Origin of the sequence: Paenibacillus sp. 598K (assembly GCF_003851045.1) — a bacterium.
In the GTDB taxonomy this organism is placed as follows: Bacteria; Bacillota; Bacilli; order Paenibacillales; family Paenibacillaceae; genus Paenibacillus_D.
In genome coordinates this window covers 47,006-60,344 of sequence record NZ_BFBX01000070.1, presented here as the reverse complement: position 1 = coordinate 60,344, position 13,339 = coordinate 47,006, and the positions used below count along the sequence as shown (strand labels likewise).

15 protein-coding genes are annotated in these 13,339 nt (G+C 61.2%); 10 read left to right on the top strand and 5 right to left on the bottom strand.

Going from position 1 to position 13,339, the window contains the following annotated elements:
- On the top strand, positions 1-651 hold a 651-nt coding region (locus PA598K_RS36350; protein WP_185602118.1), incomplete at its 5' end, for a hypothetical protein.
- Between the two features lie 212 nt (positions 652-863).
- Here PA598K_RS36350 and PA598K_RS20010 read toward each other — a convergent pair.
- The 5 genes from PA598K_RS20010 to PA598K_RS19990 all read right to left on the bottom strand — a co-directional run bounded on the left by PA598K_RS20010 (position 864) and on the right by PA598K_RS19990 (position 4,775).
- Positions 864-1,628 carry an SDR family NAD(P)-dependent oxidoreductase gene (locus PA598K_RS20010; RefSeq protein WP_128658664.1) on the bottom strand — a complete coding sequence of 255 codons (765 nt, stop codon included), beginning with the start codon at positions 1,626-1,628 and terminating at the stop codon, positions 864-866.
- A 12-nt stretch (positions 1,629-1,640) separates the two neighbouring features.
- The gene (locus PA598K_RS20005) at positions 1,641-2,423 is read right to left on the bottom strand and encodes an MBL fold metallo-hydrolase (RefSeq protein ID WP_128658663.1); all 783 of its coding nucleotides are present in this window, start codon (positions 2,421-2,423) and stop codon (positions 1,641-1,643) included.
- An 18-nt stretch (positions 2,424-2,441) separates the two neighbouring features.
- Complete coding sequence (locus PA598K_RS20000) at positions 2,442-2,867, bottom strand: dimethylsulfonioproprionate lyase family protein (protein ID WP_128658662.1); 426 nt, start codon at positions 2,865-2,867, stop codon at positions 2,442-2,444.
- A gap of 57 nt (positions 2,868-2,924) precedes the next feature.
- Positions 2,925-3,719 (bottom strand): SDR family NAD(P)-dependent oxidoreductase, encoded by a 795-nt coding sequence (locus PA598K_RS19995; RefSeq protein WP_128658661.1) that lies wholly within the window; start codon positions 3,717-3,719, stop codon positions 2,925-2,927.
- A gap of 90 nt (positions 3,720-3,809) precedes the next feature.
- Positions 3,810-4,775: a C-terminal binding protein gene (locus PA598K_RS19990; protein WP_128658660.1), complete on the bottom strand. Its 966-nt coding sequence runs from the start codon at positions 4,773-4,775 to the stop codon at positions 3,810-3,812.
- Between the two features lie 209 nt (positions 4,776-4,984).
- On the opposite strand from PA598K_RS19990, the gene PA598K_RS19985 reads away from it, so the two are divergent.
- The 9 genes from PA598K_RS19985 to PA598K_RS37370 form a co-directional block, all read left to right on the top strand.
- Entirely contained in the window at positions 4,985-7,093 is a 2,109-nt protein-coding gene (locus tag PA598K_RS19985; protein WP_260405508.1) for a BglG family transcription antiterminator, read from the top strand.
- A gap of 42 nt (positions 7,094-7,135) precedes the next feature.
- Positions 7,136-7,576 carry a PTS sugar transporter subunit IIA gene (locus tag PA598K_RS19980; protein WP_128658658.1) on the top strand — a complete coding sequence of 147 codons (441 nt, stop codon included), beginning with the start codon at positions 7,136-7,138 and terminating at the stop codon, positions 7,574-7,576.
- 23 nt (positions 7,577-7,599) lie between these two features.
- Positions 7,600-7,863 carry a PTS sugar transporter subunit IIB gene (locus PA598K_RS19975; protein WP_128658657.1) on the top strand — a complete coding sequence of 88 codons (264 nt, stop codon included), beginning with the start codon at positions 7,600-7,602 and terminating at the stop codon, positions 7,861-7,863.
- Positions 7,864-7,940: 77 nt separating this feature from the next.
- Positions 7,941-9,239, top strand: a complete 1,299-nt coding sequence (locus PA598K_RS19970; RefSeq protein ID WP_128658656.1) for a PTS ascorbate transporter subunit IIC — start codon at positions 7,941-7,943, stop codon at positions 9,237-9,239.
- Positions 9,240-9,491: 252 nt separating this feature from the next.
- Positions 9,492-10,484 carry a phosphotriesterase family protein gene (locus PA598K_RS19965; RefSeq protein ID WP_128658655.1) on the top strand — a complete coding sequence of 331 codons (993 nt, stop codon included), beginning with the start codon at positions 9,492-9,494 and terminating at the stop codon, positions 10,482-10,484.
- Between the two features lie 62 nt (positions 10,485-10,546).
- The gene (locus PA598K_RS19960; RefSeq protein ID WP_128658654.1) at positions 10,547-11,314 is read left to right on the top strand and encodes a creatininase family protein; all 768 of its coding nucleotides are present in this window, start codon (positions 10,547-10,549) and stop codon (positions 11,312-11,314) included.
- 308 nt (positions 11,315-11,622) lie between these two features.
- A complete protein-coding gene (locus PA598K_RS19955; protein ID WP_128658653.1) occupies positions 11,623-12,357 on the top strand; it encodes an SIS domain-containing protein in 735 nt (244 codons plus the stop codon).
- Positions 12,358-12,889: 532 nt separating this feature from the next.
- The gene (locus PA598K_RS19950) at positions 12,890-13,159 is read left to right on the top strand and encodes an HPr family phosphocarrier protein (protein ID WP_128658652.1); all 270 of its coding nucleotides are present in this window, start codon (positions 12,890-12,892) and stop codon (positions 13,157-13,159) included.
- Positions 13,159-13,339, top strand: a 181-nt coding sequence (locus PA598K_RS37370; RefSeq protein WP_221414156.1) for a hypothetical protein, incomplete at its 3' end; no start/stop codon positions are given. The genes PA598K_RS19950 and PA598K_RS37370, both read left to right, overlap by 1 nt.

The window sequence follows — 13,339 nt, the reverse complement described above, 5'->3', positions numbered from 1 at the left end:
TGGATCGCCTCCTGCGCGGCAGGCGGCCGCCGCAACGACCTGGAGACGATGCGCCGTTCCGTGCCGCTCCACTATACCGATGTTGGCTACGGGCATCATCCGGTCAAGCAAAAGCAGCATCGCTATATGTTCGAGTGGATTCCATACTTCCGGGCGCATACGATGAGCTGGGACAATAACGAGGGAGGCTACGAGCCGCCGGGCAATCAACCGATCGACGCCTACGCCTACCATGTCGCGATGGCGCCAAGTCTGACGTCGATGATCCTATTCGATGAGTCGGACGAGGAGCGATTCGAGCTGGGCAAGCGGATGCATGCCATCTGGCGCAGAGCCGCCCGTCTTATGCTGGAGGGCGATTACTACCCGCTGACGGAGACGCGCAAGAGCGAGCGCGATTATTATGCGATGCAATTCCACCAGCCGGACACTGGCGAGGGGTTCTTCCAGGTCGTACGCAATACGCAGGCGACAGAGGATCGCTTCGTCGTCTGTCCGGCAGCGATCGACCCTGCGCAGATGTACATCCTCGAGCAGTCGGAGAGCGGCGAGCAGCGGCGACTGCGAGGGAGCGACTGGATGCACGGCTTTGCCGTCGAGCTCCCGCAGCGCTCCGGGCAGCTCTGGTTCTACCGGCCGCTGGCCGTGTAAGGCCGGGGGCGAGCCGGCTCCCCGACCGCCGCTCTTGCGGTGCGCGGGCGAGTTGGCTCCTCAACCGCGCTCTTGCGGTGCGCGGGAGTTCCCGCTCAGCCGCCAGCCCCGCGCCAAAAAAGCGCAAGCCTGCGAAGATGGATCATCTGTCGCAAGCTTGCGCTGTTGCGCGTGCATCGGGCTGCTCCGGCAGAGCGCGCCGGATGGCGGCTTCACTGCAAAAAAAAGCGGGTGCTCGAGCCGCCGTCCACCGTCACGACCTGCCCCGTCATGAAGTCGGAGCCGGAGGAGGCCAGGAAGGCGACCACCTTCGCCACATCCTCGGGATAGCCGATCCGTCCGAGCGGGATCTGTCTGCCGATCGCGTCCTTGTCATGCCCGGGATCGAGGCGCGCGAACTTCTCGACCTCGGTCGCGCCGGGAGCGACGGCATTCACCTGAATATTGGAGGCGGCCAGATCGAGCGCGAGCTGACGAGTGAGTGCGTTCATCCCGCCCTTCGTAGTGGCGTAGACGGCATAATGCGGCATCGTCAGCATGCCGTGCACCGAACTGATGTTGATCACCTTGCCTCCCCCCTTGCGCGCCATATCGGCGGCGCACTGCTGCGTGCAGAAGAACGTCCCCTTCAGGTTGGTATCCATGACGCGGTCGTACATCTCTTCGGTGACGTCGAAGAAATCCGCTCTCGGGTCGATCGCGGAATTGTTGACCAGCACATCGACGCCGCCAAAGCTCGCCCGGACCTGCTCCATCATCGCGACAATCTGCCGCACCTCGGACACGTCGGCGCGCACGACGAGCGCCCTCCTGCCCAAGTCCCTGATCCGCTCGGCCGTCTCCTCCGCCTCATCGGCGCTGCTCCGATAGTTGACCACGACATCCGCTCCATCGGCTGCCAATCGCAACGCGATGCCGCGACCGATGCCGATCCCGGAGCCGGTCACGAGCGCAACCTTGCCTTCGAGCACTGACATGCTTGACCCTCCTTATACGATTAGTAGCTCGCCTAGCCTGAATACAAACGGCACAGTAGACGGGGACAGCTGTCTGACTCGCTCCGCGAACAATAGCGGGTCGCCGCCAGAGTTGCCCGGGAGCATCCAGAAGTGGCAGGGCGCAGCCAGCGAAGGCGCGATCAGCCGGACGGCCTCGGCCGCCTCCATCGTGTCCATGTTGCCGTACCTGCCATTGATCGGCGCGATCAGCAGATCGACAGGCGTCCCGCCGCATGACTCGCGGAACGTCTCGCCGAGATCGCAGGTATCCCCCATATGATAGATCGTCTTGCCCTGCGCCCGCACGATGATGCCGACTGCATCCGGCGCGAGCTCGCCATGATCGGCACAGGCCGCAGCGATCGTCCAGCCCTCCAGCTCATGCACGTCGCCGGGACGGAGCGCATGGCAGCGATGCTCGGCGACGCCCAGCTCTGCCAGCTTATCCAGCGCGGTCGGCGGCGCATAGAAAGGGAATGAAGCCGACTGCATCGCGCGGATGCAGTCGGCGTCGAGATGGTCTTCGTGATGATGCGTCAACAGATAAGCTGCGATCGGCAGCCGGGCCAGCTCCGCCGGAGCGATGATCGAAGGCGTGAGCCGTTTGAAGTCTTGTCCCAGCACCTGCTCCGCATAGTCCGTCACATAAGGGTCGATCAGCACAACCCTGCGGCACGGCAGCTTGTAGGCGTACCCCGCTTGTCCTAGAGACCAGACGGCGATGGCGCCCACTGGCGGTGTCACGCTGTGCAGTTGCTCATATAGCGCGCTCATGCGTCATCGCACCTCCCCCTACTCTTCGTCTATCGTTCGATACGATCGGCCCCACTGCTGCAAGCGCAGATCGTACACGCTATTGGCTCCCGGCTCTGGCAAGCGCGACCATACCGTGAAGATGACCAGCTCCTCGGTCTCGCTCAGGTTGGCGATCGCATGCATCGAGCCGCCCGGGATGAACACGACGTCTCCGGCCTCCACCTCATGCTCCACGCCGTCGAGCCGTACCATCGCCCGGCCTCTGTGGATCAGATACGCCTCGTCATACGCCTCGTCATGATGATGATCGGGATGCTTCGCTCCCGGGGCGACGATCCCCATATTCAGTTGTACGTTGCGGGTTGCCGAGTTCGTATCGTCGATGAGCATCTTGGACGAATACGTCTCGTCGACGACGAGCGTCTTGACCGCTGCGGCGCGGACTACCGTTCCCTTGGCCATGCTGCTACCATTCCTCTCTCTTCATTATAATGCAATCCTCATGCCGTCGCTCGCAGATTACGCCCATTCGTGACGAAAGGACGGCTCGATCTCTGGCGCGTGGTAAGCGGAGTAGCCGCCGTCGACCTGTAGCACCGCCCCCGTGATGAACGAAGCGCGCTTGGAGCACAGGAACAACACCGCCTCGGCAATATCCTCCGGCTCGCCCATCCGGCCTTGCGGCGTGCGGCGCACCATATCGTCCATGTTCAGGATGCCTTGCTCGAATACGTCGCGGATCGCTTCGGTCATAATATAGCCGGGCGATACGCAGTTGACGCGGACGCCATCATGCGCCCACTCGCAGGCCAGCGTTTTCGTGAGGCTCTCCACCGCCGACTTGGAGGTCGCGTACGGCAGACGCCTCGTGATGCCGCCGAGACCATGCACCGAGGAGATGTTCACGACAGCGCCGCTGCCCCGCCTCAGCATCAGCTCGCCTGCCCGCTTCGCGCACAGGAACATCGATTTCACATTCGTATCGAAGATGAAGTCCCACTCTTGCTCTGTAAAATGAACGATTGGCTTGCGAATCGTAATGCCGACGTTATTGACGAGCACATCCAGCACGCCGAACGTCTGCCGGATGACGTCGAACAGCTCATCCACCTGCTGCGCGCACGATACATCCGTCTGACGCCAGATGGCATGCCCTCCCGCCTGATTGATGGCATCGGACACCGCCTGCGCCGCCGCGCCGTCGATATCCGCCACCACGACCTGCGCGCCTTCTCGGGCGAAGCCCATCGCCGTGCTGCGTCCGATTCCGTTGCCGGAACCGGTTACGAGTACAACCTGCTGTGCAAACTCCATGCTGCTACCTTCCTTCCATATAAGTGCGCTTCTAACGCAATACGTGTGCTTCTATCGCGCGCTTTCGTTATGTCGCGCGTCATTCATTTGTTATACGCCATTCACAACATGCTTCGCACGTTCTCCAGACAGCACGCGCCCAACCTCCAGCGCCGCATAGTGCTGGAGCCGATCCACAGAGCTCTCCGAGTACCATGCCGCATGCGGACTTAGCAGACATTGCTCCATCGTCAGCAGCGGGTGATCCGGCTTCAGCGGTTCTTCCTCGAACACATCCAGAGCCGCGCCTGCGATCGTCCCGTCGAGTAGCGCCTGCACGAGATCATCCGTATCGATGACGCCGCCTCTGGATGTATTGACGATGACGGCCGTCCGCTTCATCTGCGACAACGTCCGTCGGCCAAACAGGCGCTTCGTCGCCTCCATCAGAGGCATATGCAAGGAGAGGAGATCGCTCCGTGCCAGCAACGTCTCAAAATCGACCGCATGTACGCCCATCGCCTCGAACGTCTCTTGTCCCACATACGGATCATAGGCGATAACCTCCAGATGGAAGCCTTGCGCTCGGCGCGCGACCTCTCGGGCGATATTGCCAAAGCCCGCGAGTCCGAGCGTCTTGCCGCCCAGACCGGGGATCGAGCCCAGACTGCCGATCGCCCAATCGCCGCTGCGTACATTGCGATCCATCCGGGGAATGCGTCGCACCGCCCCCAGCATCATGGCCATCGTATGATCGGCGACCTCCTGAATGCCGTAATCCGGCACATTGACCACCGGGATGCCTTGCCTGGCCGCTGCGGCCGTATCGATATTGTCATAGCCGATGCCGTAACGGACGATAACCTTGCATTGCCGCAGTTGCTCGATGACGGTCGCCGTGAATGGCGCATGATTGGTCAGGATCGCGTCCGCATCCTTGCACCATGCGATCACCTCCGCCTCCGTATGGCACCAATGCGCCTCGATCGACGCGCCGATCGGCTCGAGCACCTCCCGCTCGCGGCGATAATCAGGGAAGCCCGGCTCTGTTGCGGCGATGACGACGCGATAGGTCATCCATCATTCCTCCTAATACATAATCAATCGAAATAAATACAACCTTAAAATTTAGTATACAATAATTATTTTATGAATACAATAATCGATTTCCGCTCCTATTTCCCCCGTATAACTTTGCAAACGGCCGGGTACAATGATTGGGCTGTAAGCGGCCCCCAGCCCGCGATTATAATGCGGGTAAGGGCAGAGGGCAGACAAAGGAGGTGGTGGGCATCTTAACCGAACGTCATCGAGCCATGCTGGCTCTGCTGCAGGAAGCGCCGGATTATGTGCCGGTGCAGCATATGATGCAGCAACTGCATGTCTCCAGGCGGACCGTCTACTACGATATGGACAAGATCAACCATTGGCTGCGCTCCCAGCGGCTCGAGCCGGTTCACTACGTGCGGGAGAGCGGCTATCTGCTGCCTCCGTCCACCAAGGCGAGGCTGCCGGAGCAGGCCGGGAAGGCCGAGCGCACCGACTATTATCTCTCGCGCAAGGAACGGGCCGTCTGGACGGCCATGTACCTGATCAGCCGCACCGAGCCGGTGTTCCTGCACGATCTGCAGCAGTTGCTCGACGTGAGCCGGGGAACCGCGCACAAGGAGCTGAAGCGGCTGACCGCCGAGCTCGCCGACTTTGATCTCCAGGTCCAGTACGACCGCAAGCTCGGCTACATCGTGAGCGGCGACGAGGCTGCCAAGCGGCAAGCGCTCTCGCACTACCTCTCGTACGTGCTGCCGCATCTGGGCCCCTCCTCGGCGCTCCGGGAGATGTTCCACCGCCAGCTGGCCAACGCCCGTCTGCCTCTGCAAGCGATCGACCAACTGGAACGAATCTACGAGATGATCGGCGAGCTGGAACGGCGCGCGCATATGGAGCTGACGGACGAGACGGTGCTCAGCCTGGCCTCCAGGCTGCTGCTGTTCGCTCAGCGTCTCCGCTCCGGCGCTGCCGTGCAGCTCGACGAAGATGAGCGGCGAGCTCTTACCCAGTCGCCCTTCTATCCCCTGGCCGCCGAGCTGGCGGCGCAGCTCGGCGAGTTGTTCGAGGTCCGCTTCCCCGAGGATGAGATCTGTTACCTGACCATCCACCTGCTCGGCGCAAGCGTCAATCGCGTCGAGGAGCGCGATCCCGACGGCGAGACGCAGCGGCTGCGACAAGCCACCTCGGATATGATCGACGCCTTCGAGCGTCTGGGCTGCGTGTACTTCCAGCATCGGGAGGCGATGGAGGCCCAGCTCTACCGGCATGTGAAGCCTGCTTATTATCGGCTCAAGTATCGACTGCATCAGGATAATCCAGCGGCCGCTCTTGTCCGCAGCAAGTATCCCGAGATCTACCGTCTGACCGAGCGGGCGGCAGCGCCGCTGCAAGCGCTGCTGCCCCGCGAGATCGGCGAAGGCGAGATGGCTTATCTGGCGATGCATTTCGGCGGCTGGCTGCGCCGCGAGCAGGTGCAGCCCCAGCCGCGCAGCCGCGCAATCATCGTCTGCGTCAATGGCCAATCGGCCTCGCGGATGCTCAAGCTGCAACTGGAGCAGCTGTTCCCTGCCATCGACTGGTTAGCCGTGCTGTCGTTGCGGGAGTACGAGCACTTCACGCTGCCGGTCGATCTGATCTTCTCGACCGTACCTCTGCCGGGCAGCGCAGCTCCCGTGTTCGTCGTCTCGCCGATCCTCTCCGATACGGACAAGTCCACGCTGCTCCAGCAGATCGGCCGCACCGACGCGCCGCAGCGCGCCGCCCAACTGCCTGGCGGGACGGCCGAGGCGATCCTGGCGGTCGTCCGCAAGCATGCCGACATCCGCAACGAGGAGCTGCTGTACGAGGAGATCAGCCGCTATCTGCTGCGGGCGCGTGAGCCGCTAGAGACCGCGCAGCCGCTCTCGCTGCCTGCCTTGCTCACGCCGGAGCGGATCAGCGTGATCCGGCAAGCGGTCGACTGGCGGCAGGCGATCCATGCAGCCGCGCAGCCGCTGCTGCAATCCGGGGCGATCGAGCCGCGTTATATCGAGGCGATGATCCGCAAGGTGGAGGAGCATGGCCCCTACATCGTGCTCGCCCCCGGGATCGCGATCGCTCACGCCAGGCCGGAGGACGGCGCGTTGCGGACCGCATTTTCGCTGCTGAAGCTGGAGGAGCCGGTGGCCTTTGGCGAGGAGGAGCGTCATCAGGTGAGCGTCTTGTTCGTACTCGCCAGCGGCGATGGACAGTCGCATCTGAAGCCGCTTGCCGAGTTGTCGGCTTTGCTACGCGATCCGCATAAACGCAAGCTTTTGGAAAATACTAACGGCATTAACGATCTGCTGGCATGGGTGCAAAACAAGTAGGACGCGGATTAATAGCTCGCATACAAGGAAGGAGAAATGAGAATGAAATTTCTGGACCCCGGTCTGATCGCGCTCGACGTCGATGCCGCGGACGCTGCCGCCGCCATCCGTGCGGCCGGCGCGCTGCTGGCAGACGCGGGCGCCGTCGAGCCCGGCTATGTCGAAGCGATGGTCGCTTCTTATGAGGAGAAGGGACCATACTTCGTGCTCGCTCCCCATATCGCGCTGCCTCACGCCAAGCCGGAGGACGGCGTGCGCGAGGCTTCGGTCGCGCTGGCGCGCCTCAGGCAGCCTGTCGTCTTTGGCCATGCCAAAAACGATCCCGTCTCGCTCGTATTCGCGCTTGGCGCGTCGTCGAGCGAGGAGCATATCGCCTTGCTACGCAGGCTCACATCCCTGCTGAACAACCCGGCGCATGTAGAGCAGTTGAAGAGCGCGTCATCGACGCAGGAGATCGAGGAGCTATTGAAGCAAGTCAATTAACAACAAACAGGAGGGTATCAACGATGAAAATCCTATGCGTATGCGGACTTGGACAAGGCACAAGCCTGATCCTGCGAATGAATGTAGAGAACGTACTGAAGGATATGGGTAAAAACGCCGACGTCGAGCATATGGACGTCTCGAGCGCCTCCGGCACCCCGGCCGACTTCATCATCACGAATAATGAGCTGGCTCAGAGCCTGCAAGGCCACGCCGCCAAAATCATTATCGTCAATAATTATTTCGATCTCGAAGAAATCAAGAGCCGCTTGCAGGAAGCCCTGTAATACAACCCGGCCTCTGCACGCAGCAAGTTGATTATTCGCCGTCCTGACGGCACACCAAATAAAGGAGGAAACTTAAAATGGATGTTATTTTTTGGATCGCGACGAACATCTTCGGAACCCCGGCCATCCTGCTGGGCTTCATCGTATTGCTCGGCTTGCTGCTGCAGAAAAAATCGACTAGCCAGGTCATCAGCGGCACCTTTAAGGCGACGATCGGCTTCCTGATCATCAACGCCGGCGCCGGGGTCATCGTCAACTCGCTGTCTGTATTCGAACCGATGTGGAAAGAGGTCTTCGGCCTGGAGGCCTCGTCCCTTGGTCAATTCATGGGGCAGGAGGTCTTCAACTCCAAGTTCGGCAGCGCCGTGACGCTGTCGATGTTCCTCGGCTTTCTGATCAACGTCTTGCTCGCCCGCTTCACCCGATTCAAATATATCTATCTGACCGGTCACATGATGTTCTGGACGTCGACGATCTTTGCCGGCATCGCCGTGCACACGGCGGGCGGCGAAGCTTCGTTCTGGAAGCTGCTCGTCATGCTCTCGGTCATCCTCGGCCTGTACTGGACGTTCCAACCTGCCGTGACACAGCCTTACATGCGCAAGATTACCGGCAACAACAACATCGCGCTCGGCCATACGTCGGCTTCGGTGGCGCTGCTCGGCGCCTGGCTCGGCCAGTTGTTCGGCAACAAGGAGAATGACTCGGAGAAGCTGAAGGTGCCCAAGGGGCTGGAGTTCCTGCGCGATCCTAACGTCATCACGGCGCTCAGCATGGGGACGTTGTTCCTGATCGGCGCGATCATCCTCTCCTTCAAGGATACGCCCGGCGCGACAGCGCTGATCGCCCAGGCCGGCGAACAGAACTTCATCATCTACGCGATCATCCAGTCCTTGACCTTTGCCGGCGGCATCGCCATCGTGCTGATGGGGGTACGGATGTTCATCGGCGAGCTGGTACCGGCGTTCAACGGGATCGCTACTCGACTCGTGCCCGGCGCGATTCCGGCGCTCGACTCGCCTGTCGTCTATCCGTATGCGCCCAATGCGGTCATCCTCGGCTTCCTCGGCGCATTCGCCGGAGCGATCCTGTGGCTGGTCGTGCTCGGCGGTACCGTCTCCTATATCTTCGTGCCGACGATGATCGTCCTGTTCTTCCACGGCGCGACGGCTGGCGTGTTCGGCAATGCGACCGGCGGCGTGCGCGGCGCCTTGCTAGGCGGCTTCATCACGGCGACGGTCGTCGCCTGGGGTCAATTCGTCATGGTCCGTTACCTGATCTCCTCCACGGTGCCGGATTCGGCGATGTGGGCGGCCGACTCGGATATGTTCATCCTGGGGCCGATCATTCGCTTCCTGTCACAACTATTCTTTTGAGATTATAGGCGGGCGAGACTGCGAGGAGAGGGGACTTACGATCGCTGTTGCCCCCAGATTTCTTGATTATCTAACAGCATATGCTGTTGAAATCCGGGGACAGCGTATGCTTTCGAAGCTAGCTTTTCTGCGAAAAGCTTTTAAGCGAACACTTCGTTTCTCCAGCCTCCCTCTCCTCTCCGTCCCTTAGCCTAATCTCAAATGCAGCGTCAACATTAATCTCATACAGGTTAGGGGTAAGGGGGAAACACCATGAGCTTTATACGTACGCTTGATGGCGATATCTCGCCTTCGGAGCTGGGCTTCACCTATTCGCATGAGCATATCGTCTGTCGCCCCGCCTACTGGGCGGAGCGCGGAGCGGACGATCTGCTGCTCGACGATCCGGCCAAGTCGGAGCAGGATGTGCGGGCGTTCCAGGCGCTCGGCGGTCAGACGATCGTCGACGCCACTGCCGTCGATTATGGGCGCGATGTGCCTGCCGTCTATCAGATCTCGCAGAATACCGGGGTGAAGATCGTCGGCACCGCCGGATTCAACAAGAGCTTCCTGTGGGATGCCAGCATCAAGGAGGAGCTGAAGCCGCTGATCGGCAACTACCGCACCTACGCCGAATGGATCGAGGCCAGCACCGTCAATCAGCTCGCCGACTTCATCATCCGCGAGGTCGAGGAAGGACTGGAGGGCACGCCGTTCAAGGCGGGCCAGGTCAAATTCGGCACCGGCTACAACCGAATCTCGCCGCTCGAGGTGAAGACGCTGCAGGCGGTCGCCCGCGCGCATCACGAGACCAAAGCGCCGGTCCACTCGCATACCGAGGTCGGCACGATGGGCCTGGAGCAGCTGGAGCTGCTACGCCGCGAGCAGGTGGACCTGCATTACTTGAGTCTCGGCCATATGGACCGCAATCCCGATCCGTACTATCACGAGCAGATCGCCCGCAGCGGCGCCTATCTTAGCTTCGATGGCATCGGCAAGATCAAGTACGCGCCCGAGAGCACGCGGATCGAGCTGATCCTCTCGCTGGTGCGCAAGGGGTACGAGGATCATATCCTCGTCAGCGGCGACACGGCGCGCAAGACGTACTACAAATATTACGATCATGGCCTTGGGCTTGAATACATCATTGGCTCCTGGGTGCCTCGCTTCATCGACGAGGCCGACCGGGCCGGATTCGACGGCCAACGGCTGATTGACAAATTTTTCGTCCACAACCCTGCCGCTTGCTTCACGTTCAAACGTTAGCGCGACGAGGTACGGGGACCAACTCCGGCCTCCCATCCCCGAAACGGAGAGGAGTCGAACCGATGAACTATGCCGACTATACGAGCTACACCGTCAGAGATGCGATCGAGCAGGCGCGCTGCGCGATCCTGCCGGTCGGCGCCGTCGAGGCGCATGGTCCGCATCTGCCGCTGGGCACAGATAATGTGCTCGCCGAGCGACTGGCGCAGCGGCTGGCCGAGCAGACCGGCAGCCTCGTGCTCCCGACCTTGTCGTACGGCCAAGTGTGGAGCTTGCAGAACTTCCCGGGTAGCCTGACGATCTCCAATGCCGCGCTGATCCAGATGCTCTACGACATCGGCGAGAGCCTGCATCGTCAGGGCTTCGGCATCTACGTCATGCTGAACGGCCACCTCGGCAACGCCGCTTGCATGAAGGACGCGGCCCGCATGCTCTATCGCGACTATCCGGCGCTCAAGGTCTACTATTTCTTCTACCCCGGCTCCAAGGAAGCGATCGCCGAGGTGCGCGAGACGCCTGCGGCGCATGGGACGTACTTCCACGCTTGCGAGCTGGAGACGAGCTATATGCTCTATCTGGCCGAGGAGCAGGTCGACATGTCGCTGGCGATCCGGGATATCCCGATGCTGACGATCGAGGACGACTGCACGCCGACGCCGTGGGAACGATTCACCTCGACGGCGGTGCTGGGGGATGCGACGCTGGCGACGCGAGACAAGGGCGAGCGGATTATCGAGGCCAGCCTGGCGGCGATGACCGAGATGCTGCTGCGGGCCAAGGCCGATCTGGCCGGCAGTGACGCCGACGTCAAGCCTTCGGACCAACATTAATACGCTAAGTTCCTGTTGACGCGCGACGTTTGGCCGCGATTCTGACGATGCGACGTTCGGCCAGGATGCTAACGCTCGCCCTCGGCCTTATTGGGCCGATACGGCTGCCTCTCAGAGGCTAACGCTCGCCAGCGAGCTTATTTAGGTAAAATCGTGCCGAACCGGGCCATTTCTCGCAAATAAGCTCCGTGGCGAGCGTAAGAATCGCAGAATGCGGAAAACAACAGAAATAAGCGCAGTGGCGAGCGTTAGAGCGACAATGGACACTACCAGGAGTTGGAGAGGGCAGATTGAGAGGAGCGATACTATTGATTCACAGCTATTTTGAAGCGATCCGCACGCTGCTCGACACCGTAGAGCGCACGCAGAGCGCAGCGATGGAGCAGGCAGCAGAGCGGGTCGCCGAGTCGATCATGGATGGCGGCATCATCCACCTGTTCGGCTGCGGGCACTCGCATATTCTGACCGAGGAAGTGTTCTACCGGGCGGGCGGCCTGGTGCCGATCCGGCCGATCTTCTATGAGCCCTTAATGCTACATGAGGGCGCGGTCCGCTCGTCGGAGCTGGAGCGCGAGAACGGGCTCGGCGCGACCTTCATGGCGGAGCAGGATATCCGGCCGGGCGAGGTGATGTTCGTGCTGTCGACCTCCGGGCGCAACCCGGTGCCGGTCGACGTCGCCCGGATCGCCAAGTCCAAGGGCGCCGTCACGATCGGCATCACCTCGCTGGCGTACTCGCAGAGCCAGCCTTCGCGACACGTTAGCGGCCAGCATTTGTACAACAGCGTCGATCTCGTCATCGACAATCACGCCGCCCCGGGCGACGCCGCGCTGCGGCATCCCGACGTGCCGGTGCCGTTCACGCCGACCTCGACGGTCATCGGCGCGACGATCCTCAACAGCATCTTCGCCCGCGCCATCGCCATCATGGCGAAGCGCGGCTACGAGCCGCCGGTGTTCCTGAGCGGCAACATCGACGGCGCCGACGCGCACAATGCAGCCTGCATCGCGCGCTATCAGGCGCGTATCCCGCTGCTGGCTTAGAGTGGCGAAGCTACTGGTGCCAGCGCAAGGCCCGTGAGCGCTAACCAAGGCGCACTCCGGCGCAACCCGGCGCACGCTTGGGCGTTGACCACGGCGCGTCCCGTCACAAACCCAGGCACACGCTTGGGCGTTGCACGGGCGCGTCCCGTCGCAAACCCAGGCACACGCTTGGGCGTTGGCCACGGCGCGTCCCGTCGCAAACCCCGTCGTACTTTCGTGATGGCCACGCGCACTTACGCGCAGGCGCAACGCAAGCCCGGCAAGGCTGCGTCTAATACTGCCACAAAAGCCGAAGTAGGTAACTTTAACTGCAAAACTACACTTAATCATCGCCAGATTACACCGAACCGATGAAACAACTGCAATAGTGCATTTAAATTGTTGCGAAATCGCCTTATGCGAGATTTCCCGCAATAATAAGTGTACTTTTGCACTTAAACTAACGGAAACCAACTAAATCCCGGGAAATAAGTGTACTTTTGCAGTTAGCATCGTCCATCCCCCGGGATCAACTATGAAGGAGGCGGTTGTCATGGCTACGACAACGTTAACGATACAAAATGAGCAAGGCTTCCATGTCCGTCCCGCCCAGCTGTTCGTGGAGAAGGCCGGACAATATGAAGCGACGATCCGGGTTACCAACGCCGCAGGCGATCAAGCCGACGGCAAAAGCATGCTGGAGCTGATGACGCTCGGGCTGGCCAAAGGCGCGCAAATGACGCTGGAGGCGGAAGGCGCCGACGCCGACGAAGCGCTCCGCGAGCTGACGCAGCTCATCGAGAGCGGCTTCGGAGAAGGCTGATGCCAGCGGAGCATCGCGTCCAAGGGATCGGCGTCTCCCCGGGCATCCGCATCGGCAGGGCGCTGCTATACGGGGCTCTCGTAGACCGCGAGGCTGAGTCAGCCCATGGTGCAGCAAGTCCAGGAGATGGACCAGACGCTGGGGGAGGCGCAGTGTCCACCAGTCGCGAGACGACCGGCG

What these genes read in the sequence shown, in the direction of transcription:
- PA598K_RS20010 (WP_128658664.1), bottom strand. Translation starts at nt 1,628, where the DNA reads ATGTCAGTGCTCGAAGGCAAGGTTGCGCTCGTGACCGGCTCCGGGATC.
- PA598K_RS20005 (WP_128658663.1), bottom strand. Translation starts at nt 2,423, where the DNA reads ATGAGCGCGCTATATGAGCAACTGCACAGCGTGACACCGCCAGTGGGC.
- PA598K_RS20000 (WP_128658662.1), bottom strand. Translation starts at nt 2,867, where the DNA reads ATGGCCAAGGGAACGGTAGTCCGCGCCGCAGCGGTCAAGACGCTCGTC.
- PA598K_RS19995 (WP_128658661.1), bottom strand. Translation starts at nt 3,719, where the DNA reads ATGGAGTTTGCACAGCAGGTTGTACTCGTAACCGGTTCCGGCAACGGA.
- PA598K_RS19990 (WP_128658660.1), bottom strand. Translation starts at nt 4,775, where the DNA reads ATGACCTATCGCGTCGTCATCGCCGCAACAGAGCCGGGCTTCCCTGAT.
- PA598K_RS19980 (WP_128658658.1), top strand. Translation starts at nt 7,136, where the DNA reads ATGAAATTTCTGGACCCCGGTCTGATCGCGCTCGACGTCGATGCCGCG.
- PA598K_RS19975 (WP_128658657.1), top strand. Translation starts at nt 7,600, where the DNA reads ATGAAAATCCTATGCGTATGCGGACTTGGACAAGGCACAAGCCTGATC.
- PA598K_RS19970 (WP_128658656.1), top strand. Translation starts at nt 7,941, where the DNA reads ATGGATGTTATTTTTTGGATCGCGACGAACATCTTCGGAACCCCGGCC.
- PA598K_RS19965 (WP_128658655.1), top strand. Translation starts at nt 9,492, where the DNA reads ATGAGCTTTATACGTACGCTTGATGGCGATATCTCGCCTTCGGAGCTG.
- PA598K_RS19960 (WP_128658654.1), top strand. Translation starts at nt 10,547, where the DNA reads ATGAACTATGCCGACTATACGAGCTACACCGTCAGAGATGCGATCGAG.
- PA598K_RS19950 (WP_128658652.1), top strand. Translation starts at nt 12,890, where the DNA reads ATGGCTACGACAACGTTAACGATACAAAATGAGCAAGGCTTCCATGTC.